General features: G+C 59.6%; 22 protein-coding genes and 2 pseudogenes. 16 read left to right on the top strand and 8 right to left on the bottom strand.

Going from position 1 to position 25,400, the window contains the following annotated elements; all coding sequences use genetic code 11:
- Positions 1-22: 22 nt before the first annotated feature.
- A pseudogene (locus ASD03_RS02955) lies at positions 23-544 on the bottom strand (ribonuclease HII); the annotation flags it as partial.
- A gap of 126 nt (positions 545-670) precedes the next feature.
- On the opposite strand from ASD03_RS02955, the gene gmtY reads away from it, so the two are divergent.
- From gmtY to ASD03_RS02925, 6 genes are read left to right on the top strand one after another with little or no spacing between them, the layout of a single operon-like run.
- Complete coding sequence (gene gmtY / locus ASD03_RS02950) at positions 671-2,104, top strand: gamma-mobile-trio recombinase GmtY (protein ID WP_057212473.1); 1,434 nt, start codon at positions 671-673, stop codon at positions 2,102-2,104.
- A complete protein-coding gene (locus tag ASD03_RS02945) occupies positions 2,101-5,259 on the top strand; it encodes a VPA1269 family protein (RefSeq protein ID WP_057212471.1) in 3,159 nt (1,052 codons plus the stop codon). The genes gmtY and ASD03_RS02945 overlap by 4 nt, the downstream gene beginning before the upstream one ends.
- Positions 5,256-5,639: a DUF6262 family protein gene (locus tag ASD03_RS02940; protein WP_057212468.1), complete on the top strand. Its 384-nt coding sequence runs from the start codon at positions 5,256-5,258 to the stop codon at positions 5,637-5,639. The genes ASD03_RS02945 and ASD03_RS02940 overlap by 4 nt, the downstream gene beginning before the upstream one ends.
- Positions 5,636-7,795: an AAA family ATPase gene (locus ASD03_RS02935; protein WP_057212466.1), complete on the top strand. Its 2,160-nt coding sequence runs from the start codon at positions 5,636-5,638 to the stop codon at positions 7,793-7,795. The genes ASD03_RS02940 and ASD03_RS02935 overlap by 4 nt, the downstream gene beginning before the upstream one ends.
- Complete coding sequence (gmtX, locus tag ASD03_RS02930) at positions 7,785-8,474, top strand: gamma-mobile-trio protein GmtX (RefSeq protein WP_057212465.1); 690 nt, start codon at positions 7,785-7,787, stop codon at positions 8,472-8,474. Before ASD03_RS02935 ends, gmtX begins: the two co-directional genes overlap by 11 nt.
- On the top strand, positions 8,474-9,133 hold the full coding sequence (locus ASD03_RS02925) for a ribonuclease HII (RefSeq protein WP_063997057.1): 660 nt from the start codon (positions 8,474-8,476) through the stop codon (positions 9,131-9,133). Before gmtX ends, ASD03_RS02925 begins: the two co-directional genes overlap by 1 nt.
- 399 nt (positions 9,134-9,532) lie before the next feature.
- Here the strand turns inward: ASD03_RS02925 and ASD03_RS39875 are convergent.
- Together ASD03_RS39875 and ASD03_RS02920 are read right to left on the bottom strand one after the other, a co-directional pair.
- Positions 9,533-9,667, bottom strand: a pseudogene (locus ASD03_RS39875) (ribonuclease HII); the annotation flags it as partial.
- A gap of 450 nt (positions 9,668-10,117) precedes the next feature.
- Positions 10,118-11,275: a PA0069 family radical SAM protein gene (locus ASD03_RS02920; protein ID WP_025426104.1), complete on the bottom strand. Its 1,158-nt coding sequence runs from the start codon at positions 11,273-11,275 to the stop codon at positions 10,118-10,120.
- Between the two features lie 199 nt (positions 11,276-11,474).
- Between ASD03_RS02920 and ASD03_RS02915 the strand changes: the two genes are divergently transcribed.
- Complete coding sequence (locus ASD03_RS02915) at positions 11,475-12,002, top strand: glycosyl transferase (RefSeq protein WP_025426105.1); 528 nt, start codon at positions 11,475-11,477, stop codon at positions 12,000-12,002.
- Positions 12,003-12,310: 308 nt separating this feature from the next.
- On the opposite strand, the gene moaB is transcribed toward ASD03_RS02915, so the two are convergent.
- From moaB to ASD03_RS02895, 4 genes are all read right to left on the bottom strand, one after another.
- The gene (moaB, locus tag ASD03_RS02910; RefSeq protein ID WP_025426106.1) at positions 12,311-12,853 is read right to left on the bottom strand and encodes a molybdenum cofactor biosynthesis protein B; all 543 of its coding nucleotides are present in this window, start codon (positions 12,851-12,853) and stop codon (positions 12,311-12,313) included.
- Between the two features lies 1 nt (position 12,854).
- Positions 12,855-13,766: a 4-(cytidine 5'-diphospho)-2-C-methyl-D-erythritol kinase gene (locus ASD03_RS02905; RefSeq protein WP_025426107.1), complete on the bottom strand. Its 912-nt coding sequence runs from the start codon at positions 13,764-13,766 to the stop codon at positions 12,855-12,857.
- A 7-nt stretch (positions 13,767-13,773) separates the two neighbouring features.
- Entirely contained in the window at positions 13,774-15,606 is a 1,833-nt protein-coding gene (locus tag ASD03_RS02900) for a tetratricopeptide repeat protein (RefSeq protein WP_025426108.1), read from the bottom strand.
- A 164-nt stretch (positions 15,607-15,770) separates the two neighbouring features.
- Positions 15,771-16,787 (bottom strand): polyprenyl synthetase family protein, encoded by a 1,017-nt coding sequence (locus tag ASD03_RS02895; RefSeq protein WP_025426109.1) that lies wholly within the window; start codon positions 16,785-16,787, stop codon positions 15,771-15,773.
- A gap of 108 nt (positions 16,788-16,895) precedes the next feature.
- Here ASD03_RS02895 and ASD03_RS02890 point away from each other — a divergent pair, with 108 nt between their 5' ends.
- From ASD03_RS02890 to ASD03_RS02865, 6 genes are all read left to right on the top strand, one after another.
- Positions 16,896-17,117, top strand: a complete 222-nt coding sequence (locus tag ASD03_RS02890; protein ID WP_025426110.1) for a DUF2007 domain-containing protein — start codon at positions 16,896-16,898, stop codon at positions 17,115-17,117.
- A 52-nt stretch (positions 17,118-17,169) separates the two neighbouring features.
- Positions 17,170-17,946 (top strand): methyltransferase, encoded by a 777-nt coding sequence (locus ASD03_RS02885; protein ID WP_025426111.1) that lies wholly within the window; start codon positions 17,170-17,172, stop codon positions 17,944-17,946.
- 76 nt (positions 17,947-18,022) lie between these two features.
- Entirely contained in the window at positions 18,023-18,889 is an 867-nt protein-coding gene (locus tag ASD03_RS02880; protein WP_025426112.1) for a S49 family peptidase, read from the top strand.
- A gap of 141 nt (positions 18,890-19,030) precedes the next feature.
- Positions 19,031-19,222, top strand: coding sequence for a membrane protein (locus tag ASD03_RS02875; RefSeq protein ID WP_025426113.1), 192 nt, complete (start codon positions 19,031-19,033; stop codon positions 19,220-19,222).
- Positions 19,223-19,332: 110 nt separating this feature from the next.
- Entirely contained in the window at positions 19,333-20,295 is a 963-nt protein-coding gene (locus ASD03_RS02870) for a glycine--tRNA ligase subunit alpha (RefSeq protein ID WP_025426114.1), read from the top strand.
- A complete protein-coding gene (locus ASD03_RS02865; RefSeq protein WP_025426115.1) occupies positions 20,292-20,861 on the top strand; it encodes an AAA family ATPase in 570 nt (189 codons plus the stop codon). Before ASD03_RS02870 ends, ASD03_RS02865 begins: the two co-directional genes overlap by 4 nt.
- Positions 20,862-20,948: 87 nt before the next feature.
- Here ASD03_RS02865 and ASD03_RS02860 read toward each other — a convergent pair whose 3' ends face one another.
- Entirely contained in the window at positions 20,949-21,146 is a 198-nt protein-coding gene (locus ASD03_RS02860; protein WP_025426116.1) for a hypothetical protein, read from the bottom strand.
- Between the two features lie 248 nt (positions 21,147-21,394).
- Here ASD03_RS02860 and ASD03_RS02855 point away from each other — a divergent pair, with 248 nt between their 5' ends.
- The 3 genes from ASD03_RS02855 to ASD03_RS02845 all read left to right on the top strand — a co-directional run bounded on the left by ASD03_RS02855 (position 21,395) and on the right by ASD03_RS02845 (position 25,354).
- Positions 21,395-21,943, top strand: a complete 549-nt coding sequence (locus tag ASD03_RS02855) for a LemA family protein (RefSeq protein ID WP_025426117.1) — start codon at positions 21,395-21,397, stop codon at positions 21,941-21,943.
- 93 nt (positions 21,944-22,036) lie between these two features.
- Positions 22,037-23,305: a 3-phosphoshikimate 1-carboxyvinyltransferase gene (aroA, locus tag ASD03_RS02850; protein WP_025426118.1), complete on the top strand. Its 1,269-nt coding sequence runs from the start codon at positions 22,037-22,039 to the stop codon at positions 23,303-23,305.
- Between the two features lie 108 nt (positions 23,306-23,413).
- Complete coding sequence (locus tag ASD03_RS02845) at positions 23,414-25,354, top strand: DUF2207 domain-containing protein (RefSeq protein WP_025426119.1); 1,941 nt, start codon at positions 23,414-23,416, stop codon at positions 25,352-25,354.
- Positions 25,355-25,400: the final 46 nt, after the last annotated feature.

Here is a 25,400-nt window from a genome sequence, read left to right as displayed (position 1 = left end):
GAGGTTTCAACGATGCCGAACGTCAATCCTTGCGCAGCGGACGGAAGCTCATGCGATGCAGCGGGCAGGGGCCCTTGGCATCGATTGCCTTGCGATGCACCACTGTCGCGTAGCCGGCATGAGCCGCAAAGCCGTAGCCGGGGTGAGCGACATCGGCCCGTTCCATCATCCGGTCGCGCGTCACCTTGGCGACGATCGATGCCGCGGCGATCGAGAGCGAGCGGGCGTCGCCCTTGACCACCGCCTTGGCGTGACAGCCAAGACCGGGCGGAACATCGCGGCCATCGACCAGCACGAAACGCGCGGTCAGGGACAGGCCGTCGACGGCCCGTCGCATCGCCTCGAGGCTTGCCTTGCGGATATCGATGGTATCGATCGTGGTGGCCGAGGAAGAGGCGATGGAAACGGTGGCGGTTGCCAGGATCTCATCGAACAGCCGTTCGCGCTCAGCGGCGCTCAATTTTTTGCTGTCGTTCAGGCCTTCGGGGATGGCATCCGGGTCGAGGATGACCGCGGCGGCAACGACGGGTCCGGCAAGCGGCCCAAATTACCAGCGTGCATGTTGTACGATTAGGGGCCGATCACTCAAAAATAGCCAGTCAATTTTACGCACTTGCAAAACCTGCTGTGCTCTCTTACGGATATACGAGTATACGATTGAGGGTGTCTTATGCGGAAATTGAGCCCACGATTTCATGACGCGGTCACGATACCCACGGTCGGGCGACACAAGGGCGTACGGGTGCTCATCACTGAGCGCGGGCCGCTTATGCCCCTTCTCAGCTTCTTCCTAATTCCGAAAAATCGTCACAAGAGCCTTTCATGGCAAACGAAGGCTTGCAGTGCCGTTGGGTGCCTTTACGATTACCTGTATGCAGTCCGCGACGCTAAGCAGCCTGATCGGCCAATTACATATCTAAGTGACTTTGTGCAGGCGCTCCTATCCGGAACGATGGGACCCGATGGCGACGATCCGACTGGCCTGTATTGGCCTCCGTCGAGCTGGTCGCGCATTTCCGAAGCACTGTCTTTCATCAATGCCTTTTCAGATTACTGTGCCAGGCAGTTCTCCACAGACGTCTTGAATCCCAAGAATGCCACGACGTTCCATGAGCGGGTTGCAGCTTACCGGAAACTCGACATCCGCAACGAACATTCGCTACTGAAGCATCTTGGCGTGTCCAGGGTCGAGAAGGAGCGGGTAAGTCTGGCAAGAGCTGTCCAGTCTCCGAAATCGCCGAAGGTTAGCCACCTTAATCCGCCACGGTTCCCACCGGATGCGCTCATTAGCCTTTTATCGAAGGGTTATAGACGCGGTAACGGACGTCGGCTTAGCGACCGCTACAATCTCCGTGACGTAATGATTTGTATCCTTCAGAGGTTCGGCGGTCTGCGAGCAAGCGAGCCTTTCCACCTTTATGTGACCGACGTTCTGGAGAACAAGCATAAACCGGGGTCGGCTGAGGTCCGGTTATATCATCCTGAACTCGGCAGATTTACATACCTCGACCCTCTCACTGGCAAACTCGTCCATGCGACTAGGACGGAGTTTTTACGGGTCAGATATAATGGGCTGGTGCCACGCAACCAGCGAACCGACAAGAAGCGAGCAGGGTGGAAAGAGCTGATGCTTGATGTCGGACCACCGCACTACTACGCAGTAGTTCGCTGGTTTCCTTCAGTCTGGGGAAGTATATTTTGGCGACTATATCAAGTATACGTTCGTGAGGTGTTGCCGGGTAAGCTCGATCACCCCTACCTGTTCGTCAACTTGGACAAGGGAGAGAGCTTTGGCTCCCCTTATTCTCTGTCGGCCTACTACGACAATCATGCCGCTGCGATGGGTCGCGTAGGTCTCTCAGTGAGCAAACCGGAAGGAACAACCTCGCATGGGTTCCGGCACGCTTATGGCCACTCCCTTGAGGTAGCTGGCGTTCCGGACAAAATCATTCAGGTTTGCATGCACCACAAGTCGCTTCATTCGCAGGGTGTTTACACACTGCCTGATGCGCTGGAGGTAAGTCGAGCGCTTGAAGCAGGAAGAGGCGTTCTCGCTGAGGCCGATGATTTCCAAAGCCTTGAAAGGATGTTGAGTGCTCCATGAAGCATGAACACGTCACAGAGAACTGGCACGCAAACCCGACGCAGGTAGTGTCGAGGATTACGAATCGGCCCATCTTCGTAAACAACTCTGAGAGCTATTGCGTGCTCCCAAGCTGGAACGATACCACGATTGAAGCCGCTTCCATCTCCTGGCAAGAGCATCTCCGCTTTCTAGCCGCGTCGAAGTCGGGTATCTCGAATTTGGTCCGTCGCAACCCAGAAGCGATAAAGCTTGGATATAGCGCCGAGGCGGCCGATCTGATTGCCAAAATCTTGGAGACAAAGGTTGGGCTCGACGCTTTGCCTTTCCTAGAGGCATTCATCGTTGCAATGCGCGAGGTTTTTCCAAAGAGCAAGCGGGGTAGGCTAGGCGGGTCACTACGTTTTACGGAGTTTTTGTTCGTCCTTTGGAAGCACAGACTCATCGCGTTTCCAGCATCACAGGTGTGGGCTCTCAAAACATCAGACATTCCCACCGCTGTGATCATCGATTTCTCCGAGCGTTACTTCGGAGACATGGGAGAGGTGCTGGAGAGGCTCGTTGAACCCCTGAAACATCCAGGGCAAGGGAGGGCAATGATCCGTTTGATGCTTGCGTGCTCGAAGCCACAGGAAGTCGGAGATATCGATTACGGTGTTCTCGAACTCTTCAAACCCTACGCTTTGAAACGCAACCACCAGACGCTCGTCTACGGCATATGCGACCAGCTTCATGCTCAACACAGAAATACCTACAGCGGAAACCATAAAGCGGAGTCAGCACTACCGCAGTCGTATCGCGAGATATTCATTAGAAAGAAGGGTGAGGACCGCTCAAGCGAAACATTCGCATGGGCAACAACTCGGGGCGGCGAACGTATTGAGACGTGGCGAAGTCAACTGGCTGCTTATCTCGCATCAATCCCAAACCGCATTGGCTTGCGATATGAAATTGGACAGCTCAACCTTGTCCTGGATTACGTGATCGAAATGGCAGATGTTCCTGACACGCCAGCCGAGTATTGTCGGCGGGGCTACGCGCCCACGATCTCGCTTGCTTCCTTCCAAGAGACATCGCGCAATGCCGGTGAGAATGGATCAGCGCAGACGCTTCGGAGCATCGCCAAATTCTTTGATTGGGTGATCGCCACCTATGCTTCCGATGATGATGGCGTCCGCTACAGAGAATACCAGAATCCTATTGATATCGAGGAGCTGCCTGCGTCCAGCAGGTCAAAGGGCCAAACTGATCGCGCTGCCATGCCGTTGCGTTTCCTGAAGATGATCCGGGAAATCATAGAAGGCGATGACTTCGCTTGGCCGAAGACCCTTGCTTCGGACTATCTGGAATATCTTGATCCACAGACGGGACAGCGTTCGAGAATCTGGAGCCCCGTTCGAGCAGAGTTCTTCCTTTTACGCCTTATGTTGCCAATCCGCTCGCTTCAAACACGCCTTCTCGACAGTGGTGAGGGTGACTTCGATGTATGGACCTTGGAAAACGGTTGGGAGCGCAACAACGGTCGACACTCACCCGCAAGGGAGACGGACCGCCGAGATACTGGCTTGGTTCGCCGAATTTGGGATCATCACAGTGGTCGGGCGTTCAACGGTCTGTTCATCACCACAAATAAGACCCAGGACCGCGAGGAGCTGTTTACCGAAAACGGCTATGAAATCCCTTGGGAGAACGCGGACGTTATGCAACTGTTCTGCAGGTTGCGCGACTGGCAGGTGAAATATAATCCGATAGTGAGGCCGTTGTCTCGCGCGGAGCTTAAAAGTGACAAGAAGCTGGTTGTGTCGGCCGACGTCGCAGAGCGCCTCGACAAGTTGTTCTTCCTTTTCCGAGACGCTGCGGATCGCGACTTCCCACATGAACCACCAACGGAAGGTAGGCTCACCAGTTTTTGGCGTTTGCTTATGCAGGAGCTTGAGCGACGTCTTGAGGAAACGGGCCAGCGGAACAGCGACGGTAGCAAGATAAAGCTTGTTACTCACCGAGAGAAGGGCACCCCGAAAAGCTCTATCTTCGACATGCACTCGCTCCGGGTGTCTGGATTAACTGCCTTCATCAATGCAGGCGTTCCCATTCACATCCTCAGCGAGTTCGTCGCCGGGCACGCAACGATCTTGATGACGCTGTATTACCATAAGCCAGGCGCTGCAGAAATTACCCGCGTTCTCGATAGCGCGTTGGAGGAGATGAGCGAAAACGAGCGCGGGAACTGGGATGCCTTTCTCAGGAGCCAACCGGCTGAACTGATCCACGACATTGCGGCTTACAATAGTGAAGAAGGTTTGCTCGCTACAAAGGCGACCCAGTCATCTCTCTGGGCTCCCATGGCGGGTGGAATTTGCCCGAACGGCGCTACACTGTGTCACATAGGCGGGCCACTTCTGAATGAGGGTAAGCGAGTTTATGCGCCTGTCCCCGGTGGCCCCAAGAACTGCTGGCTGTGTCGATACTTCGTAACGGGACCAGCGTACCTCGGTGGGTTAGTCGCGGCCTTCAATCAAACCGGCGGCCAAATTCGAGAACTCTTCGGTTTCTTACAGGAAAACCAATCAAACCGACGAGTTCTCGTTTCCGAGCACGGAACGAACCCTACGGACCGCAAAATCTCGGCGGAGCTGATCACGCTAGATGAGGCTGTACAATCGACCCAGTCCAAGTTGGACCTGCTTTCGCAGACTTGGCTTGGTCAGCTTCGTCTCATACAGAAGATCGAGAAGATACTTGAGACACGCAGGGACGACCAAAAGAAAAACGCACTGGTTCTAAACGGCCAACTCGGCGATCTCCGTGTCTCACTTGAGGAGTCGACCGAGTTCGAAATGTGGGACCGAATCTGCCAGTCCTCAATATTCTATCCGAACGTCGACGCGCGTTTGCCCGCTATTCGCCGAGGGCGACTATTCGATCTCATGCTCAAGAGGAGCGGTCGCTCTTCCGTTTTCGCCACGCTCACTGACCGCCAATTAGTTTCCGTCGGCAATGAGGCGGCCAATCTTCTGCGATCCATAATCGGTGACCCGAACACGGAAGACTTGCTCGCCGGACGTCGCGCGTTGGATGACCTCGGCATAGGGCAAGAGTTCGAGAAGTTCGTGCAGCACTATGTAGACGGTGATGCCGTTGCAGCTATCGGCTATCAGAGGAGAGCGGGAGGATGACGTTATCCACGCAAGAGATTGGCTTGCAGAATCTGGCCAAATTAGAGGCTTGGCTGGAGTCGTGTCAAAGCCTTCCTGGCCGAGGTTCGAAAGTGAATCTCTCTGCGGTTGCGCTCGGGGCGGGTGTTGATCGGCAATTCCTGTATCGCCCTGACGCGCGTGAAAAAATCGCTGAGACGGTCGAGAAAAAAGGCCTTTCTATGCCTAGTCAGGCAAAAGCTCCGCAAGCGGAGGTTCCTGCGTGGGCATCGCAGCGTATTCTTCAGCTCGAAAGCCAGCTTACCGCAGCGCGTGCGGAGGCTTATGAGCTTCGTAGGCGACTGCAACGATACGAGCACATTGATCGTCATCTCGCCTCGACCGGACTGCTGCCCAGATGACCCAGCCTGTTGTCATAACCAACATCTTGCGGTCCCAACCACCGATAGTATTCTCCGGACAGACCATTGAGGGTAAGACCACCCGCTTCATAGATAAGGGGCAAGTGCTCGGGCGTGAACCTATCGTCGGTGAGACATGGGAGATTACCGGGACATGGCAGGTACACCCCGAGCATGGTCGCCAAGTATCCGTAACCCAAGCCACTCCCAGTCGACCGACTGGGCGTCTGTTCATCCAAACCGTCAGCGGGCACAGGGGCTTTCCGGGAATTGGCGTGGCTAAGGCCCGACGGTTATGGGATCGACTCGGTGAAGGTATCTACGCGCTTCTCAACGCCGGTAGTCCTTCTCCTTTTATACCCATTGTGGGGAACGACCTGGCAGAGGTGCTCGTGTCCGGTTGGCAAGGATTGGACACCGAGGCGAACACCTATCGCTGGCTAACGTCCCTCGATCTTCCGGCGCAGCTCGCGGAGAAGATCATCTCGATCTATAGTGGTCTTCCAGTCCCTGCCGATTTTATTGAAGAATCCAGAGCCGTCGGAGCCGCGATATGGCACCTCCAGCGCGATCCCTATCGTATGCTTGCGTTCGCCAATTGGGAGAACGTAGATCGAGCGGCTCAGCGGATGGGCGTTACCATCGACGACAAGCGACGCTCTGTGGGGGCAATTGAAGCCTCTCTGATGAAGCGTCTTCAGGCAAATCACACCTGGACGTCAGCCGATGAACTGGTGAAGCTTGCTGAGCGATTCTTGAGCGGTTCAAGCGCTGTCCGCAAGGTAGCCGTCACAGACGCTGTTAACGCTGGTGCAATCGTTCCTGTAGCTGATGGCTTCGAACTAGCCGGTTGCGAAATCATGGAACGCTTCTGCGCCGAGAGATTGACGTCAATGGCGGCAGGGAGGTTTGAGGCCGCCCAACTGAGCTTGCGACGCCAGTGGACCGAGATCGAGATCGAGCAAGAACTCGACGCGTTCGACCGATCTGAAGGCTATGCACTCAACGCCGAACAGCGTCGGTCGGTGCATGCAACGGTGTTGCACCGTGCGTCTCTTTTATTGGGGGGACCCGGAGTCGGAAAAACCACTGCCCTCAAGGCTATCCATCAAGTCGCGGAGAAGATGGACATATTGGTCCATCAAGCGGCGTTATCGGGTCGCGCAGCACAGCGCATGAAAGAGGCCACCGGCCGTGCTGCATTTACCATCGCCGGGCTGCTGGTGCGTGTCGATCAGGGTGAAATCGAACTGGGCGACGACGTGATGCTGATCCTTGATGAATCATCGATGATTGATCTCGGCAACCTCTATCGGTTGATATCTCACTTCAGGCCTGGACTTCGGCTGCTATTGGTAGGTGACCCCGGACAGCTACCGCCCATTGGCTTCGGACTTGTATTCCATGTCCTTGCTAATGATCCGCACTTTCCCAAGACCGAGCTTGCCAAGGTCATGAGACAAACTGCTGAAAGTGGAATTCCAAGGGTCTGTTCTGCCATTCGCTTTGGACAGCCGCCGAAGCTCATTCGAGGCTTTGCCGATGGGGAGGGCGTCGCTTTTGTCGAAGCGAAAGTCGACGAGACGGTCGATCAAATAATGGACGTGCTTGCCACACTTGGCGGGATTGGAAACGCGCAAATTATCGGTTCTGTAAAGCGTGGTCCTGCCGGGACCTTCGAAATCAATCGACGACTTCAGAGTCTGGCAGGGAGCGGCAAACATCTCATCTGCGCGAAGTTCTATCCAGGAGAGCCGATTATAGCCACACGCAACGATTACGACCTGGGCATCATGAATGGCGACCTTGGCCGCGCTCTTAGCGAGACGGATAGCCACGAGCTTGAGGCCGAATTCAATGGTCGGAGGATCGTTATCCCTCCCATCTACCTATCGAACGTTGAATTGGCTTACGCGATTACATGCCATAAAAGTCAAGGCAGCCAGTTTGAAAACGTTATCGTTCCAATCACACGGTCGAGGCTCCTGGATCGCACGTTGTTGCTGACGGCCGTCAGTCGCGGCCAGAAGAAGGTATTTTTGATCGGAGAGCGGTATGTCTTTGACAGCGCGATCACCTCACCTTCTGTATCAGATCAGCGTCAGGTCGGTCTTCGGCATCACCTGGCCTCCGTGAAGGAATGCTATGGTGGGTAAGAAGATGGAAATCGAACCAGGGTTGGCTACGAAGAAGCGCGACGCTCTCGACGACCTTTATGATGAGATCGTGGCTCGAACCGACAACCAACGTAGGTTGAACTCTCTTGCGAACCTCTACAACACCCTTCGGCACCTAGTATCGGTCGGATCGAACATCACGTCAGTCGCCGCCATAGCGAGCGCGGTTGAGTCGCTCGGCTTCCACGCGCCGAAAGCTCAGTCGATCAGAAACGTTGAGGGCAAGGATTTCCGCGATCTGATTGGCGCTTACATAACGTTGAATGGCGTGGCGGCACCCAGCGAACCATCCAACGACGAAAAATTGGTCGGCGGTATCGACGATTTGCAAGTCGCTGCGCAAGTCCGATGGATTCTCAACGAAAATCGCAGCCTGAAGCGACGCCTCGATCTTCTGCACGCCGCCTTTCAAAAGCTGGAACCCGTCAAATTGATCGGTGCATCAACGTCAGTGGGCGAAGCTGGCGATAGCGATGACCTTGTCGGCTTCACTGAAATGGAGATTGAAGCAGTGAGCCAGTTCCTGGCAAACATATCTGATATATACTGCACCATCGATGAGACATCTGGGGCTCTCCTCTACAAGGAAGACCTAGAGATTGCGCCGCCGGGGTTTGGTCAAGCCCTTGCTAAGCTAACCGAGAAGACGACGCACTAATGCCTTTCACCGCCCGAGATAGATCAAAATACCCTGTAGTTATCGGCTGCGACGAGGTCGGGCGTGGAGCGCTCTGTGGTCCAGTTCTGGTTGCTGCCGTATGGTTTGAGCCGGAGGTCATCCCGCGAAAGCTGCTACGTGAACTCGATGACAGCAAAAATCTGTCCGCTGAAAAACGGTTGGAACTCACAGCGTGGATTCGACAGACCTGTCGGATCGCGGTTGCCGCGAACTCGGTGGACGTGATCGACGCCCGTAACATCCGCAATGCCACTTTAGATGCAATGCGACGCGCCGTCGTCAAGCTGCAGATCAGTGCGCCAGTTATGATCGATGGACGCGATATTCCGCCTGGGTTGTCGGGCGATTGTACGGCCATCGTCAAGGGAGATAGTAAAATCCCTCAGATTGCCGCTGCTTCGATTGTCGCGAAGACCGTAAGGGACAGCCTTATGGCGAGACTTGCTTCTAGGTATCCCGCATATGCATGGGAGCGCAATGCTGGCTACGGGACGAAGCATCATCTTGGCGCAATCAGGGATCACGGCACTACGCCGCATCACCGTCGCTCCTACGCGCCGATAGCGCAGTATTCTCTCGACCTCCAAGTGCCAACCGTGACGCTCTTCGAAGAAGTAGACGCGCTGGAATGCGCTTGATAGTGGGATAACGTCAGTTCCCGGTTCGATCCTACTGGAGGATCGAACATTCGACGCCATCGATGTTCCCCGTCCCGATACGCAAAGCAGGCCGTGTAAGGCGATTTATGTCACCGTAGGGGAATGGCCTTGGCCATTGACATGGATCGACGTCATGGCAGGCTGGATTGAAGGGCGAGAATGAAAGAAACAGAGTATCCGCCGCAAGGCGGATTCCGCTCATACGTGAGCGTCACTTCACACATCCCGACATGAATGGATGCGAAACGCCGCCGAGTTAGGCAGAGCCGATGCTCTCGCCGGACCCACCAATCGTACAGTGTAATCGTATATGTACCTATGCAATGTGCCCGCCGATCATACAGTTCTGTCTAATCGTATAATCATAGCTGGTAAGTCCGGCCCTCGGCCGGCCTCGTCGGCGCCAGCGACCGGCCAGGCGCCGTCCCTTCTGGCAGCCAGTTCAAAGCTGAAATCGGGCGCAAGGATAATATCCGGGAAAAGGGGAGAATCGGTCGATCTGCGATGTGACATGCGGCGAAACTCGCATGATCGACCGATTCTCTTCAAGTCCCCCGATCTGAGTGCGGCGGCAGCCGGGGGGTATGCCAGCGTCATCCTGATGAGGCACGGAGGAGACGCCGGAATTCAATTCTGTCGCCGCGCGCCAGATATGACGCGCGAGGGACGCTGCTCGCATGAACTTGCGCCGTGACCTGCTTCCCAAGTCGCAGCCGATCCAGGGAACCGGGCGTCTCAAGACCGATGCCTGCCCATTCCGGCCAACCATTGAGGTTATTTTGCCTTCAGGCCACACCTCGCATTCCTGACCTGAGCGGTCGAAAACTCCACTTCTCCAGCGACATACGCAATACCGATTGCCGCTAGGGCGTTCCGATTTAGACGGAATCGCGGAACGCTCTATCTCCTTGTTTTTACGCATTTCCTGACGGAAAACCGCTTCGCACTTTTCCTGGAAATGCTCTAGAGCAGCGATAGCTGGACGCCGGTTCCGAGTGGCGGCACGAAAATGTCGTCGCGCAACTGTCGACGATTGAGGTTGAGACCGAGGCGTTTGGCCGCAAGTTCAAACCGGCGGCCGATCTGCCAGGCATAGGGACCGGCGCCCTTCATGCGCTTGCCGAACTCGGCGTCATAATCCTTGCCGCCACGCATCGAGCGGATAAGCGACATGACGTGCCGATAGCGGTCCGGATAGTTCCGCAGCAGCCAGTCGCGAAAGAGCGGGCTGACCTCCAGCGGCAGGCGCAGCAGCACATAGGTCGCTTCCAGCGCTCCTGCCGATCGGGAGGCTTCCAAAACCCGTTCGATCTCATGATCGTTGAGGGCCGGGATGATCGGCGACACCAGCACGCCGGTCGGAATGCCGGCTTCGGTGAGGGCGCGCATCGCTTCCAGTCGTTTGGAAGGGGTCGAAGCACGTGGCTCCATCGTACGCGCCAGCTTTCGGTCGAGCGTCGTCACCGAAATGCCGACCCGTGCAAGTCCCTTTTCTGCCATCGGTGCAAGCAGATCGATGTCGCGCGTCACCATCGCCGACTTCGTCACGATCATGACAGGATGGTTGGCGGCCTGCAGCACTTCGAGGATCTGGCGCATGATCCGCCATTCCTTCTCAATCGGCTGGTAGGGATCGGTGTTGGTGCCGATCGCAATCGGCCTCACCTTGTAGTCCGTGCGGGCGAGCTCGCGCTCCAGCAGGCGTGGGGCGTCGGGCTTGGCAAAGAGCTTCGCCTCGAAATCGAGGCCGGCCGAAAGCCCCATATAGGCATGTGTCGGACGGGCAAAACAATAAATGCATCCATGCTCGCAGCCGCGATAAGGGTTGATCGAGCGATCGAAGGAAATGTCGGGAGAATCGTTGCGGCTGATCACCGAGCGCGGCTTTTCCACCTGCACCTCGGTCTTGAAGGGAGGCAGGTCCTCAAGGCTCTCCCAACCGTCGTCGAAGACCTCGCGCGCCTGCGGCTCAAAGCGGCCCGACATGTTCAGTCCGGCACCCCGCCCGCGGCGACGGTCATTCTCGATCCTGAGACCGGTCCCGCTCATCAATGCTTCGGCAACCTCTGCCGTGTTGGCGGGTGCAAGCGCACCCTGCCTGATCTGAGACAGCTCTTTCATCGGAATCTCCGAGGGATCACCCGTTTGATCCCGTTTTGTTCTGATTATTTTCCTATCGCGAAAACAAGAACAATTCAAGAACAAAAATCGCGCGTGCTGAAACGAGAGCGACCGGCATGACTTGGCGATCGGACAAATCGCGGGCGCGGTCATGCCACGCGGATGTAGCATTTTACGCTGCAATGCGGTAGGAACAGCTATGCTGACGATCATCATGGAAACACGTGACAACGAGGCGGAACTGGCACAGACGCTGTCCGTGCTCGTGGCAGGCGCCGTCGAAGGTTTGGTCAGCGATGTCATCATCCTCGATCATGGCTCGAAGGACGGGTCGGTGCGCGTGGCAGATGCCGCCGGCTGCCGTTTCTGCGTCGATTGGGATCTGGGCGAAATCGTGCGCTCCGCGCGCGGCGAGTGGCTGATGCTGCTTGAGCCCGGTGCTCGGCCGATAGGGCGCTGGGTGGATGAGCTCGTCGAGTATGTGTCGCTTCACAAGGGGCCGGCCCGTTTCTCGCCATCGCGAATGCACCGCAAGCCGTTGCTGCATCGTCTCGCGCGGCGCGTAAAGCCGCTGGAGGCGGGCTTCCTCGTGCACAAGCGCGACGCCTTGGCGATCGCGCGCGGGAAGATGCCGCTGGGCGAAATGACGAATATCCGCGCCGTTCGAAAGCTTGCGACGGAGCTTGTCCCCGCCTGGGTCGCCGTTGACAGCAGGCAGAGCGCCTAGAGTAAATTCGCTCCAACAAAAAAGGTGCCTGTCCTGCGGACGGCACCTCCAAGCGGCTACCAAATTTCCTTGCTAGCAAAGTCTTGTCCGAGCGACCGGGCGAGCCGCGCGTCGTATGTTTTTGTTCCCATCGCTTGGGGGGACATCGGCGATGGGCCGTCTTTGCTCCGGTCGAAGGATTTGCTCGGATCTCGTTGCGATCCCTCAATGCGAGCTGACGTTGGAAGCTGTAGCAGGCGGTTGCGGGTTTCGCAGTTCCCCAGGGAACAGGCTTGTCTCGCGGCACAATTGGGTCGCCGATTGAGGCGTCAGCCCCGTTTCAGATGCTCGTCGAGCCGCGGCATGATCTCGACGAAGTTGCACGGCATGTGCCGGTAGTCGAGTTGTTGCTTGAGAATGCCGTCCCAGGCATCCTTGCAGGCCCCGGGGGACCCCGGCAGGACGAAGATGAAGGTGGCGTTGGCGACACCGCCTGTCGCGCGCGACTGAATCGTCGAGGTGCCGATCTTCTCGTAGGAAATCCGGTGAAAAACTTCGGAGAAGCCATCCATGCGTTTCTCGAACAGCGGTTCGAGCGCCTCCGGCGTGACGTCGCGGCCGGTGAAGCCTGTTCCGCCGGTGGTGATCACCACGTCGATTGTCTCGTCGAGCGTCCAGGCCTCCACCTGATCGCGGATCCTTTGCCGATCGTCCGGCACGATTGCGCGTGCCTCCAGACGATGACCGGCGTCGCGCACCCGCGCCTCAAGCGTGTCGCCGGATTTGTCGTCGGCCAGCGTGCGCGTGTCGGACACTGTCAGTATGGCGATGCCGACGGGGACGAAAGGGCGATTGTCATTGATCCCGGCCATTCTATTTCCCTCTGCCCACGGTTCTGCCGGCGAGAACGTACCATTCAGGATGGGCGGCAGAAAGAGTGTAGGCGGCGCGCTGCGCGCTTTCGTCGCTGTCGAACAGGCCGAAGCAGGTGGCGCCTGAACCGGACATCCGCACCAGCGCGGCTCCGGTTGTTGCCAGCGCGCCGGAGACGTCGGCGATTACCGGCTGCAGCCGGCGCGCCGGCGGCTCCAGGTCGTTGCGCATCGCCGCCATGGCCGAAAGCCAGGCCGCAGGGGAGCCGAGGCCATCCGGGATCACAAGCGGTGGGTTGTTCTTCTTTTCCAGCGTCCGGAAGATCACCGGCGTCGAGACCGCGACCAGAGGATTGACCAGCACGATCGGGAAGGAGGGAAGCTCAATGGCAGGGGTGATCTCTTCGCCGATGCCACTGGCAATAAGCGACCTGCCGTCTAGGCACATTGGCACGTCGGCGCCGAGTTTCAGCGCCAAGGCGGCGAGCAACGCCGGTTCGATGCCGGTCTTCCAGAGGTCGAGAAGGCCGCGAAGCGTTGCGGCCGCATCGGCGGACCCGCCGCCGATGCCCGAGGCGATGGGCAGGTTCTTTTCGAGATGAATGTGGACCGGGCCGGTGTCGACGCCCTGCGATGCCAGAGCCTGGCGCAGCAGGTCCCGCGCCTTGAGCACGAGATTGCCATCCTGGTCGTCACCCGTCGTCGACAATTCGGCGGCGAATGGCCCGGACAGAGTGAAACGGTCCTGCTCCGACGGAGTCAGGCCGATCCGGTCGCCGCGATCGGCAAAGGTGACGAGACTTTCGAGAAGATGGTGGCCGTCGGCCCGTTGGCCGACGACATGCAGTGCCAGGTTGATCTTGGCGGGCGCCGCCCGTGTCAGCGCGAAGCCCGCAATCTCGCCTTGAAGCATGCTGTGATCAGGACTTCTTGTCCGGCGCAGGCGCCTCCGGGGTGACCTTCTTCGGCGCTGTTTCCTTGGCGTCGGCAGAGGCCGGAACCACTTCCTTAAGCGCCGGCAGGCCGTTTTCGATCTTGGCCTTGATCTTCGGGATCTCTTCCTCTTCGGGCTTCAGCTCAAGCGTCTGGGTCCATTGGAACACGGCTTCCAGCTTGCGGCCGACGCGCCAATAGGCATCGCCGAGATGGTCGTTGATGGTCGGGTCGCCGGCCATCAGCTCGGCTGCCTTTTCAAGCTCGACCACCGCATCGTCGAAGCGGTTCATGCGGAAATAGGCCCAGCCGAGCGAATCGACGATGTAGCCGTCGTCCGGCTTCAACTCGACCGCCTTGCGGATCATGTCGAGCCCTTGTTCCAGATTGATGTTCATGTCGACCCAGGAATAGCCGAGATAATTCAGCACCTGCGGCTGATCCGGGTTGAGTTCCAGGGCCTTGCGGAAGCTCGGCTCGGCCTTGTCCCAGAGTTTCTGGCGCTCATAGGCGATGCCGCGCTGGAAGAACACGGTCCAGTCGCTGCGCTTCGGCACAGGGCCGATCGCGTCGACGGCGCGGTCGTAAAGCTCGCCCATCTCCTTGTAGTCCTTGGCATCGGAAAGCACGCTGCCATAGGCGAGATAGTTGCGGATATTCTTCGGGTCGACGTCGATCAGCGCCTTCAAGTGCTTCTTGGCTTCATCCACCTTGCCGATGCTGGCAAGGCTGAGGCCAAGCTGCAGCTCGGACAGGCGGCGCATCGGCGAAGCCTCGGGCACGCTCTGGTAAAGCTCGATCGCTTCCTTCGGCTTTTTCAGGTTCTCGGCGATGCCGGCAAGCATCACGAGAATGTCGGCGCTGTCAGGGTCGAGACGACGCGCCGTCTGCAGATAGAGCGAGACGATGTCTTCGGCGCCTTCACGGTTGAGCGCGCCGCCGATGGAAAACAGCACGGCTGCCGCACCCTGCGATGCGTTCTTAACCTGCTGCTCCTGGGGTAGGCCGGTCTCGATGTTTTTCCGAAGTGCCTCGAGCGGGGTGTAGTTGTTGACCATGTTCTCGCCGACGGCGACCGTGTCGAGCGCCTTCTGTTTGTTGCCTTCGCGCGCCTCGAAGCGCGCCAATGCCTCGACCGCCCGCATGAACGTGTCAGGCGCAGCACTGCCGCCTTCGCGATCGAGGATCGCGTCGTTGAGCTTGGCGCGAGCGGTGGCCTTGTCACCGGAAGCGATGGCGATCGCGCCGGCATGATAATTCTTGAATACGCGGAACCAGTCCGGTCCTTCGAGACCGTTGACCTGCGCCAGCGCCTCTTTGGGCTTGCCCTGGCCGAATTTGGCCCAGGCCGAAAGCAGGCCGTTCATCAGCCGGTCGAGGTCGTTCGGGCCCTCATAGTTCAAGAGCTTCTGCGCGTTGCGGTATTCGCGCTTGCGGATCGCCTCGATCGCACGGATGACGGTGGTGATGCGCTCGACAGCGGGATCGGATTTCAACTGCTCGGCGATCTTGGCGCCATCGTCGAACTTGCCGGCCATCAGCAGGGTGATCATCAGCCGCTGCTTGACTTCGTTGTTGTTCGGCTCGAACTGCAGGGCGATGCGGTAAAGCTCGTTGGCTGCGGCAAAGTCACGGTCCGTGTCGGCCGTGCGGGCAGCCAGGAACGCACCTGCAAAGGTGTTGACGGACGTGATGTCGAAAGGCTCGGTCTCTTCGACGGCGGCCTTTTCCTCGGCGAAAGCCTGGTAGCTGCCGCTGACCGAGGCAAGAGCCATCAGTGCAGCGCCGCTGAGAAGGCGGAGGATCGTCTTTTGCCGCATGTCAAACCTTTCATTGCCGATCTCTCGGCCTTGCGCACGACTGAGGGTTGTTTTGGAATCAGCCACGTGTTGCCTGGCACAACTCTTGAGGAACAGAATGGCTTTTTTGGCGCAACGCGGCAAGAAATTCCTCTTGGATGTCCAGGTTCGGCCGGGCGCGCGCGTCAGCTGACCCGGTCGATGCAGAAGTCGATGACCTCGACCAGCGCCGATTTCCACGGCGAAACCGGGAGCGGTGCCAAGGCATCGCGCGCGATCGTGCCATAGTGCTGGGCACGGGCGATGGTATCGCTTAAGCCCCCATATCGCTTGATCAGGCCGAGCGCCTTTTCAAGGTTGGCATCGCTGCTGTCGCCGCCTTCGATCGCCTGACGCCAGAAGGCGCGGTCCTCCGGTGTGCCGCGACGATAGGACAGGATCACCGGAAGGGTGATCTTGCCTTCGCGGAAATCGTCGCCGACATTCTTGCCGAGATCGCTGGCAGAACCGCCATAGTCGAGCACGTCGTCGACGAGCTGGAAGGCGAGGCCGAGATTCATGCCGTAGGATTTGAGCGCATTGCGGTCGGATTTGCTGGTCTGGGCGACGATCGGCCCGACTTCTGCGGCCGCGGCGAACAGCGCTGCGGTCTTGGCGCGGATGACCTGGAGATAGTCGTCCTCGGTCGTCTCCATGTTCTTGGCGACGGAAAGCTGCAGCACCTCGCCCTCGGCGATCACCGACGCAGCGGTCGACAGCACGTCGAGCGCATCGAGCGAGCCGACATCGACCATCATGCGGAAGGCCTGGCCGAGCAGGAAGTCGCCGACGAGCACGCTTGCCTGGTTGCCCCAGATCGTCCGAGCGGTGGATTTGCCGCGGCGCAGGTCGCTTTCGTCCACGACATCGTCATGCAGCAGCGTTGCCGTATGCATGAACTCGACGCTGGTGGCGAGCTTGACGTGAGCGTCGCCCTCGTAACCGAACATCGCGGCGGAGGCGAGCGTCAGCATCGGTCGCAGGCGCTTTCCACCGGAGGAAATCAGGTGGTTGGCGACCTCAGGAATCATCTGGACGTCGGACCCGGCCCTCGACAGGATGAGCTGGTTGACGCGTTCCATGTCGGGAGACGTCAAGTCAACGAGCGGTTTCACGGACGCCAGTTTGTTTTTGCTGTCTTCCAGCGGTATCACTACGCCCAACACCGGGACTCCTGTTTTCATTGTCGCTTTCGACAATAGGAAGGGGGGGCACGTGCGGCAAGAGGCGAATTGTCCCGCTTGCTGAAATAGGACAGGAAAAACCGCTGGATGAAGGAATTGATCCGCACCAACGACGTCGTTCTGCTCTCTTTTGCCGAGAGCTTGATGAAGGACGCCGGTATCAACAGCCTGATCGCCGATCAGGGCATGAGCATTCTGGAGGGATCGCTGGGCCTGCTGCCGCGCCGTTTCCTCGTGCCGGACGACGATGCCGATGCCGCGCGCCGCATCCTCGTCGAAGCGGGGTTGGAAGCGGAGTTGCGGGCATGATCAGCGGTTCGTCGGCGCCTATGTGTGACGATCGGCCATGAGCGAAGGACCTATGACGCTTGTCGAGTCTGAGACGGTCGATGCATTCCACCGCGGCAGGTTCCATGTCGTGCAGCCGCTGGGGCAGGGACATCGCTCCGGCATGGATGCGATGTTGCTCGCTTCGCTGGTTGCTTCTGACCGCGCCTGCCGTGTGGCCGACCTTGGCGCCGGAGCGGGTGCGGCCGGCATGGCGGTCGCCTCGCGGCTCGATCTGGCCGAGGTCGTGCTGGTGGAGCGTTCGCCGACCATGGCGGCGTTTGCACGCCGAAGCCTCGCGCTTCCCGAAAACGGGCGTTTCGCCGAGCGGGTGTCGGTGATCGAGGCGGACGTTGCGCTTACCGGCAGGGCGCGCCGTGCCGCCGGCTTGCCCGACGATGCCTTCGATCACGTGATCATGAACCCCCCTTTCAACGATGCTTCCGACCGCCGCACGCCGGACAGCCTCAAGGCAGAGGCGCATGCGATGAGCGACGGCCTGTTCGAGATCTGGATCAAGACGGCGGGTGCGATCATGAAGCCGGGCGGACAATTGTCGCTGATCGCCCGGCCGGAATCGATCGCGGATATCATTGCCGCCTGTGGCCGCCGCTTCGGCGGTATCGAGATTACGCCGCTGCATCCGCGCACCGGCGAGAATGCCGTGCGCATCCTCGTGACCGCGATCAAGCAGAGCCGCAAGCGGCTGGTGCTGCGAGCGCCGCTGATGGTGCACGAGGAGGGCGCCCATCGCTTTGCCGGCGATGTCGACGATCTCAACAACGGACGCGCTGCCTATCGGCGCCGTTGATTTACCGTATCCGGCATTGCGTTTGGACGACCAGTGCATACATGCAGGAACAAGTGTTCGTATTGCAGGAGTTGAAATGGCCGGGTTCTTCAAAAGGCTGATGCCGAGGCGTTTTCGGCGGGATGGCATTGCCATCCCCGTCGTGCGGCTTCACGGCGCAATCATGGCCGGTGGTGGCCAGTTTCGTCCGGCACTCAATCTGGCCTCAGTCGCGCCGCTGCTGGAGAAGGCCTTCGCGGTGAAGGAGGCTCCGGCCGTTGCGATTTCGATCAACTCTCCCGGCGGTTCGCCGGTGCAGTCGCGACTGATCTACCAGCGCATCCGCGATCTCGCCCAGGAAAAGAAGAAGCGCGTGCTCGTCTTCGTCGAGGACGTGGCCGCTTCCGGCGGTTACATGATCGCGCTTGCCGGCGACGAGATCATCGCCGATCCGACGTCGATCGTCGGTTCCATCGGTGTCGTCTCCGGCGGCTTCGGCTTTCCGGAACTGTTGAAGAAGATCGGTGTCGAGCGGCGCGTCTATACCGCCGGCGAGAACAAGGTCATGCTCGACCCGTTCCAGCCAGAGAAAGAACGCGACATCGAGTTCCTGAAGAGCCTGCAGCTCGATATCCACGACACCTTCATCCAGATGGTGAAGGCCCGCCGCGGACAGCTGCTGGCCGACCATCCCGACGTTTTTTCCGGGCTTTTCTGGACTGGGCGGCGCGGATTGGAACTGGGTCTGATCGACGGCCTCGGCGATCTGCGCGGCGAGGTGAAGAAGCGCTATGGCGAGAAGGCGCGGCTCGAACTGATCCAGCCGGCGCGCAGCCTTTTCGGGCGGCGCCAGACCGGCGCATCGATTGCCGGCGATATCGCTGCACCGATCGCGGCTTCTGCGATGGCGGGTCTTGCCGAAGCAGTAGAGGAAAGGGCATTGTGGGCGCGTTTCGGGCTTTGAGCCGCGACCGGTGCGACGAGCCTACAGCGCCGCGCGTCTTATTAGACGCGCAAATGTCGCTGTAGCACTTTGAATGGCTGCATATTTTTATCCTTAAATCGACTTCGATTTAAGGATAAAAATATGCAGTAGGGAGGAAAGATGCCGCAGCTTATCCTGCTCCTGATCGCAGGCTTCGTTCTATGGATCGGCTACCGCAAGTTCATTGCGGATGCCCAGAAGCTGACGCGTCAGCGCGACCAGACGCGCCGCGAGCAGCAGACCGGCGCGAGCGGAACCCTCGTCAAGGATCCCGAGACCGGCGAATACCGGCTCAAGCGCGAAGACGACTGAGATTTTTCGTGCACCTTTGCGTGCACGGAGAGCCGCCTCAGCGCTTGACCCCTGTCGCCCGGCGTGGCACCTGTCCGGCTCTCATTTCGTGAAGAATTCGGACGTTCCCCATGACCACCGCCTCGCTGCCCGACCACATGAACCCCAAGCGCTCGTTCCAGGCTCTGATCCTGACGCTGCACAACTATTGGGCCGACAAGGGTTGCGCGGTGCTGCAGCCCTACGACATGGAAGTCGGTGCCGGTACGTTTCATCCGGCAACGACGCTGCGTGCGCTCGGTCCCCGTCCGTGGCGCGCAGCCTATGTCCAGCCGTCCCGTCGCCCGACCGACGGCCGCTATGGCGAGAACCCGAACCGTCTTCAGCACTATTATCAATATCAGGTGATCCTGAAGCCGAACCCGTCCAACCTGCAGGAGCTTTATCTTGGCTCGCTGGAGGCGATCGGCCTCGACCCGTTGCTGCACGATATCCGCTTCGTCGAGGACGACTGGGAAAGCCCGACGCTGGGCGCCTGGGGCCTTGGCTGGGAATGCTGGTGCGACGGCATGGAAGTGTCGCAGTTCACCTATTTCCAGCAGGTCTGCGGCATCGAATGCTCTCCGGTTGCTGGTGAACTGACCTACGGTCTCGAGCGTCTGGCGATGTATGTCCAGGGCGTCGACAACGTCTATGATCTGAACTTCAACGGCCGCGAAGGCGACGAGAAGATCAGCTATGGCGACGTGTTCCTGCAGGCGGAGCAGGAATATTCGCGGTACAACTTCGAATACGCCAACACCGCCATGCTGCATCAGCACTTCATCGATGCCGAGGTAGAGTGCCAGGCTCTGCTGGCGGCCGGCGCGCCGGGCAACGGCACAAACAACCACCTGCACAAGTGTGTCTTCCCCGCCTACGACCAGTGCATCAAGGCGAGCCACGTCTTCAACCTGCTCGATGCGCGCGGGGTGATTTCGGTCACCGAGCGGCAAAGCTACATTCTGCGCGTCCGCACATTGGCAAAGGCCTGTGGCGAGGCGTTCCTACTGACCGATGCCGGCGGCGCGAACCTCAACCGGGACGCCGCTTGATCGCCGAGCCAGCCAGCCTCATCGTTCATATCAATGGCTGGCCGGGCACCGGAAAGCTGACCATCGCACGCCATCTCGCCGATCATCTCGGCGCGAGGCTTGCCGACAACCATACGCTGATCAATCCGGCCGAGGCACTGTTTACCAGGGGCACGCCGCTCTATTGGTCGCTGCGGGCGACGATCAGAACGGCGGTGCTCGACCATGTGCGCCAGGCCGATGCCGGTCAATCCTTCCTCTTCACCGATGCGCTGTCGGATGACGCATTCGACAGCCGGGCGTTCGAAGACTATGTGGCGCTGGCTAGCGAGCGCAGCGCCCGTTTCGTCGCGGTCGTTCTCGACTGTTCGATAGAGGAAAACCTGAAGCGGCTGACGCGCGCCGGCCGCTCCAAGGTCCACAAACTGACCGATCCGCAGGTGCTGATCGATCTCAGAGGCCGGCACGCTCTGTTGAAAGGAAAATGCGACCAGCTCATCGAGCTCGACGTCACCAATCTCGGCGCAGATGAAGCTGCCGACGCGATTGCGACGCGGATAGCTCGAGGCTACTGCATGTTTCCTTAAATCCTATTCGATTTAAGGATAAAAACATGCAGCCATTCAAAGTGCTGCAGCGTCGCGCGTCTAATAAGACGCGCGACGCTGTAGATCTCAGATCGTGTCGCTGGCGTCGACGCTGATCTTCCAGACGGGCTTCAGCGTGGGGTAGGTGCCGGTGTAAACCTGACCGGAGTAGGTCTGCAGCGCCCGGCGGACACCAGTCGGTCTTTCGGCCGAACCGACGCTCGCATAGGCAACGAAGAGCGCCGAAAAGGCGATCACGTTGATGAGGGTTGCGAGCGTTTTCATGGTCTTCACTTCGTATCCGGGGTTGTTCGATGGCGCGACTATCGCCCATCGTCCGGATCCCTGCGGTTCCCGATGGAACAGGAATCGAGGTGTTTTGGTCTGGGGATAGGCCGTAGCGGTGAACAGTGTGTTCAGCGCCTTCGGCTTGCATTTGGGGAGGAGTGCGTTTCTCCGCCCGAATGCTGCAGAAAGGTCTTTGAAGCTGGAAAGCCGGTGCTAATCTCTGCCGAGTTTTTTGGAGGTATCCCATGATTGGTCTGGCCATCGGCGTCGCCGTGATCCTGTATCTCGTTTTCGTCTACAACGGCCTCGTCAAGGCACGGCAGATCGCCGAGGAAGCCTGGTCGGGTATCGACGTGCAGCTCAAGCGACGCGCCGACCTCATCCCCAACCTGATCGAGACGGTTAAAGGATACGCAGCGCACGAGAAGTCGACGCTCGAAGAGGTGATCGCGATGCGCAATCGCGCTCAGGCCGTTCCAGCAGGTGATGTCGAGGGGCGGGCAGCCGCTGAAGGCGCCCTGTCGCAAGCGCTCGGCAAGCTCTTTGCCCTCGCCGAAGCCTATCCGGATCTCAAGGCCAACGAGAACTTCGCGGAACTGCAGCGCTCGCTGGAGACGATCGAGGGCGAGATCCAGATGTCGCGCCGCTACTACAACGGAGCGGCACGCGACTTGAACGTCAAGGTCGAGAGCTTCCCGTCGAACCTCATCGCCAACGCCTTCCGCTTCGTGAAGGCCGGCTATTTCGAGATCGCCAACGAGGCGGATCGCGCGGTGCCGCAAGTCAAATTCTGATCGGGGACGTTACCCGATTACGCCACCTGCTGATAAGAGACACGCCTGCCGAGGCCGACAGCCTCGGCGCTACTTGCATAAAGAGACCCGAGCATGAGTGATACCGTGAAGAAGCTGACCATCCTGCCGACCGACCACCCCCTGCGCGGCCACGTTCGCCCGCCGGGTTCGAAGTCGATCACCAATCGGGCGCTGCTTCTCGCGGGTCTGGCCAAGGGCACGAGCCGGCTGACGGGTGCGCTGAAGAGCGACGACACGCGCTATATGGCCGATGCCTTGCGGGCGATGGGCGTTGAGGTCAGCGAACCGGACGACACGACATTCGTCGTTACCGGAACCGGCCGGCTTGCGTCGCCGTCCGCGCCCCTGTTCCTCGGCAATGCGGGAACTGCGACGCGCTTCCTGACAGCCGCCGCCGCTCTGGTCGACGGCCCGGTTGTCGTCGATGGTGACCAGCACATGCGCAAGCGGCCGATCAAGCCGCTCGTCGACGCGCTTCGCACGCTCGGCGTCGAGGTGACGTCCGAAACCGGATGCCCGCCGGTCACCGTCAATGGCAAGGGCGGCTTTCCCGCCGGACGGATCGAAATCGACGCTGGCCTTTCCAGCCAATACGTATCGGCTCTGCTGATGGCTGCCCCTGGCGCCAAGGGCCCTGTCCGCATCGAGCTTGCCGGCGACGAAATCGGCGCGCGCGGCTACATCGATCTGACGGTTGCGGCGATGCGTGCGTTCGGCGCCGAGGTCGAGCAGTTGAGCCCATCCATCTGGCAGGTCGCGCCGACGGGCTATCGCGCCGCCGACTTCGTGATCGAGCCTGACGCGTCGGCCGCGACCTATCTCTGGGCCGCGGAAGTATTGACCGGAGGGGCCATCGATCTCGGCGTTCCTGCCTCGGTGTTCTCGCAGCCTGACGCACGCGCCCACGCCGTCATTTCCAGCTTCCCGCATCTTCCCGCCGTCATCGACGGATCGCAGATGCAGGACGCGATACCGACGATCGCCGTTCTTGCCGCCTTCAACGAGACGCCCGTGCGCTTCGTCGGGCTCACCAATCTGCGCGTGAAGGAATGCGACCGTGTCCGTGCCTTGTCGCTCGGCCTGACCGCGATCCGTCCGGGGCTTGCCCACGAAGAGGGCGACGATCTCATCGTCTCCTCCGATCCGGCGCTCGCCGGCCAGACATTGCCGGCGTCGATCGACACCTTTGCCGACCATCGCATCGCCATGAGCTTCGCCCTTGCCGGGCTCAAGATCCACGGCATTGCCATCGAGGACCCCGGCTGCGTCGCCAAGACCTATCCTGCCTATTGGGATGCGCTTGCATCGCTTGGCGTTACCTTCACCGGTGATCGTCCTTGATCTCGCGCCTCAAAGCTTTTCCAGGAAGAGTGCGAAGCGGTTTTCCGCCATGAGACGCGAAAAACCATGAAACCGCTCCTCAAGATCGATCGAAAGGTCTGAGACCGCATGACCCGTTTCGTCGCCCTGCTTGGCATCTTCTTCTTCCTGCTGGCGACAGCGGGTGTCGGCCGGGCGGACGAGGTGTTTTCGTCCTATCATTCGGTGATCGATGTCGCCGAGAACGGAACGCTGACGGTCACCGAGACGATCACCGCCAATGTCGAGGGAAACCAGATCCGGCGGGGCATCTTTCGTGACCTGCCGCTGACCTTCACCGATGCCAAGGGCCGCCGCAGCAAGGTGGATTTCAAGCTGCTTTCGGTCGAACGCGACGGCGAGGAGGAGCCCTACCGCACCGAATCGATCTCGGGCGGCATCCGCATCTACACCGGCTCTGCCGAGGTCTTTCTGCCACACGGCGAGCATACGTTCCAGTTCACCTATGAGACCAGCCGGCAGATCCGCTTCTTCGACGATCATGACGAACTCTACTGGAACGTGACCGGCACCGAATGGGCGTTCCCGATCGACGAGGCGAGCGCAACCGTCAATCTGCCGGAAGGGGTGCGGCCCGAGGCACTCGACGTTTTCACCGGCGGTTATGGCGCAACCGGCAAGGACGCGCTGGCGTCGGAGGAAGGCAGCGAAATCTTCTTTGCAACCACCCGGCGGCTCGAGCCGAAGGAGGGTCTGACGATCGCGGTCAAGATGCCGAAGGGCAGCATCGACCAGCCGACCACGAGCCAGGAAAACACCTGGTGGCTGCGCGATCATATGGCGCTTGTCATTGCTGGAGCAGGTCTCGTGGTGGTGGCGCTCTACTATGGCCGCGCCTGGCTGAAGGTGGGCCGGGACCCGGCGCGCGGCGTGATGGTGCCGCGCTGGGACGCGCCTGAGGGCATTTCGCCGGCGCTTGTCAACTATATCGACAACAGGGGCTTTTCCGGCGAGGGGTGGACGGCTCTGTCGGCATCGGCGCTCAGCCTCGCGGTGAAGGGCCATGTCGTCCTTGAAGATCTGAAGAGCGCCATCATCATTGCCGCGACCGGCAAGGGCAGCAGCGAAAAGCTGCCGACCGGCGAGGCGAGCCTGATGAAGGCCGTCAATGCCGCCGGCGGCAAGTTGAAGATCGACAGGGCCAATGGCACGAAGGTGCAGGCGACGGGTGCCGACTTCCGCAATGCCATGGAGCGCGAGCACCGCGGCAAATACTATCTGGCCAACACCGGTTACATCATTGCCGGGGTGCTGCTTTCGGTTCTTGCGATCGCCGCGGTGTTCCTGTTCGGCGATTTGAGCGAGGACAGCATCCCGCTGGTGATCGTCCCCGTCTTCATCGCCTTTTTCGTTTCCATCTTCGCCGTTTCCTTCGGCAAATCCCTGCGGCGCGAAAAGAGCCTGATGAGCCGGATCATGTCGATCGTGGTGATCGCCTTCATCGGCTTCGTCGCCTTCACCATCTTTTCAAGCATCCTTGCGGTCGTCTTCTACTCCGCCTCCGAGACCGACGAGCTGCCGCTGCTGTTTGCGATCGGCGGCATCGTACTTGTCAACGTGCTGTTCTTCTTCCTGATGGGCGCGCCGACGCCGCTCGGTACCCGGATGATGGATGGCATCGACGGCCTCAGGCAATACATGACGCTTGCCGAGAAGGATCGGATGAATATGCAAGGTGCGCCCGAAATGTCGCCCCGGCATTTCGAGACCCTGTTGCCCTATGCCGTTGCGCTTGGGGTGGAAAAGCCGTGGACGCAAACCTTCGATCACTGGCTGCTGGCTGCCGCTGCCGGGCCAGCTGCCACTGCCGCCTACCAGCCTGCCTGGTACCATGGCGATGGCTTCGGATCGAGTTCGTTCGGGGATCGGATCGGCGGCTTTGCCGGCTCGATGGCCGACACCATGACCTCCTCCTTGCCGCCCCCGCCGAAATCCTCGTCGTCGGGCTTTTCCACGGGCGGCGGTTTTTCCGGCGGCGGTGGCGGCGGTGGCGGCGGCGGCGGCTGGTGATCGTACCGCGACCCTCCTGCCTCTAAATCAAATTCATCGTCGGGCT

Origin of the sequence: Ensifer sp. Root127, from assembly GCF_001425225.1 — a bacterium.
Taxonomy (GTDB): Bacteria; Pseudomonadota; Alphaproteobacteria; order Rhizobiales; family Rhizobiaceae; genus Ensifer; species Ensifer canadensis.
The sequence above is the reverse complement of the archived record's forward strand: the minus strand, read 5'-3'. Positions and strand labels throughout refer to the sequence as shown.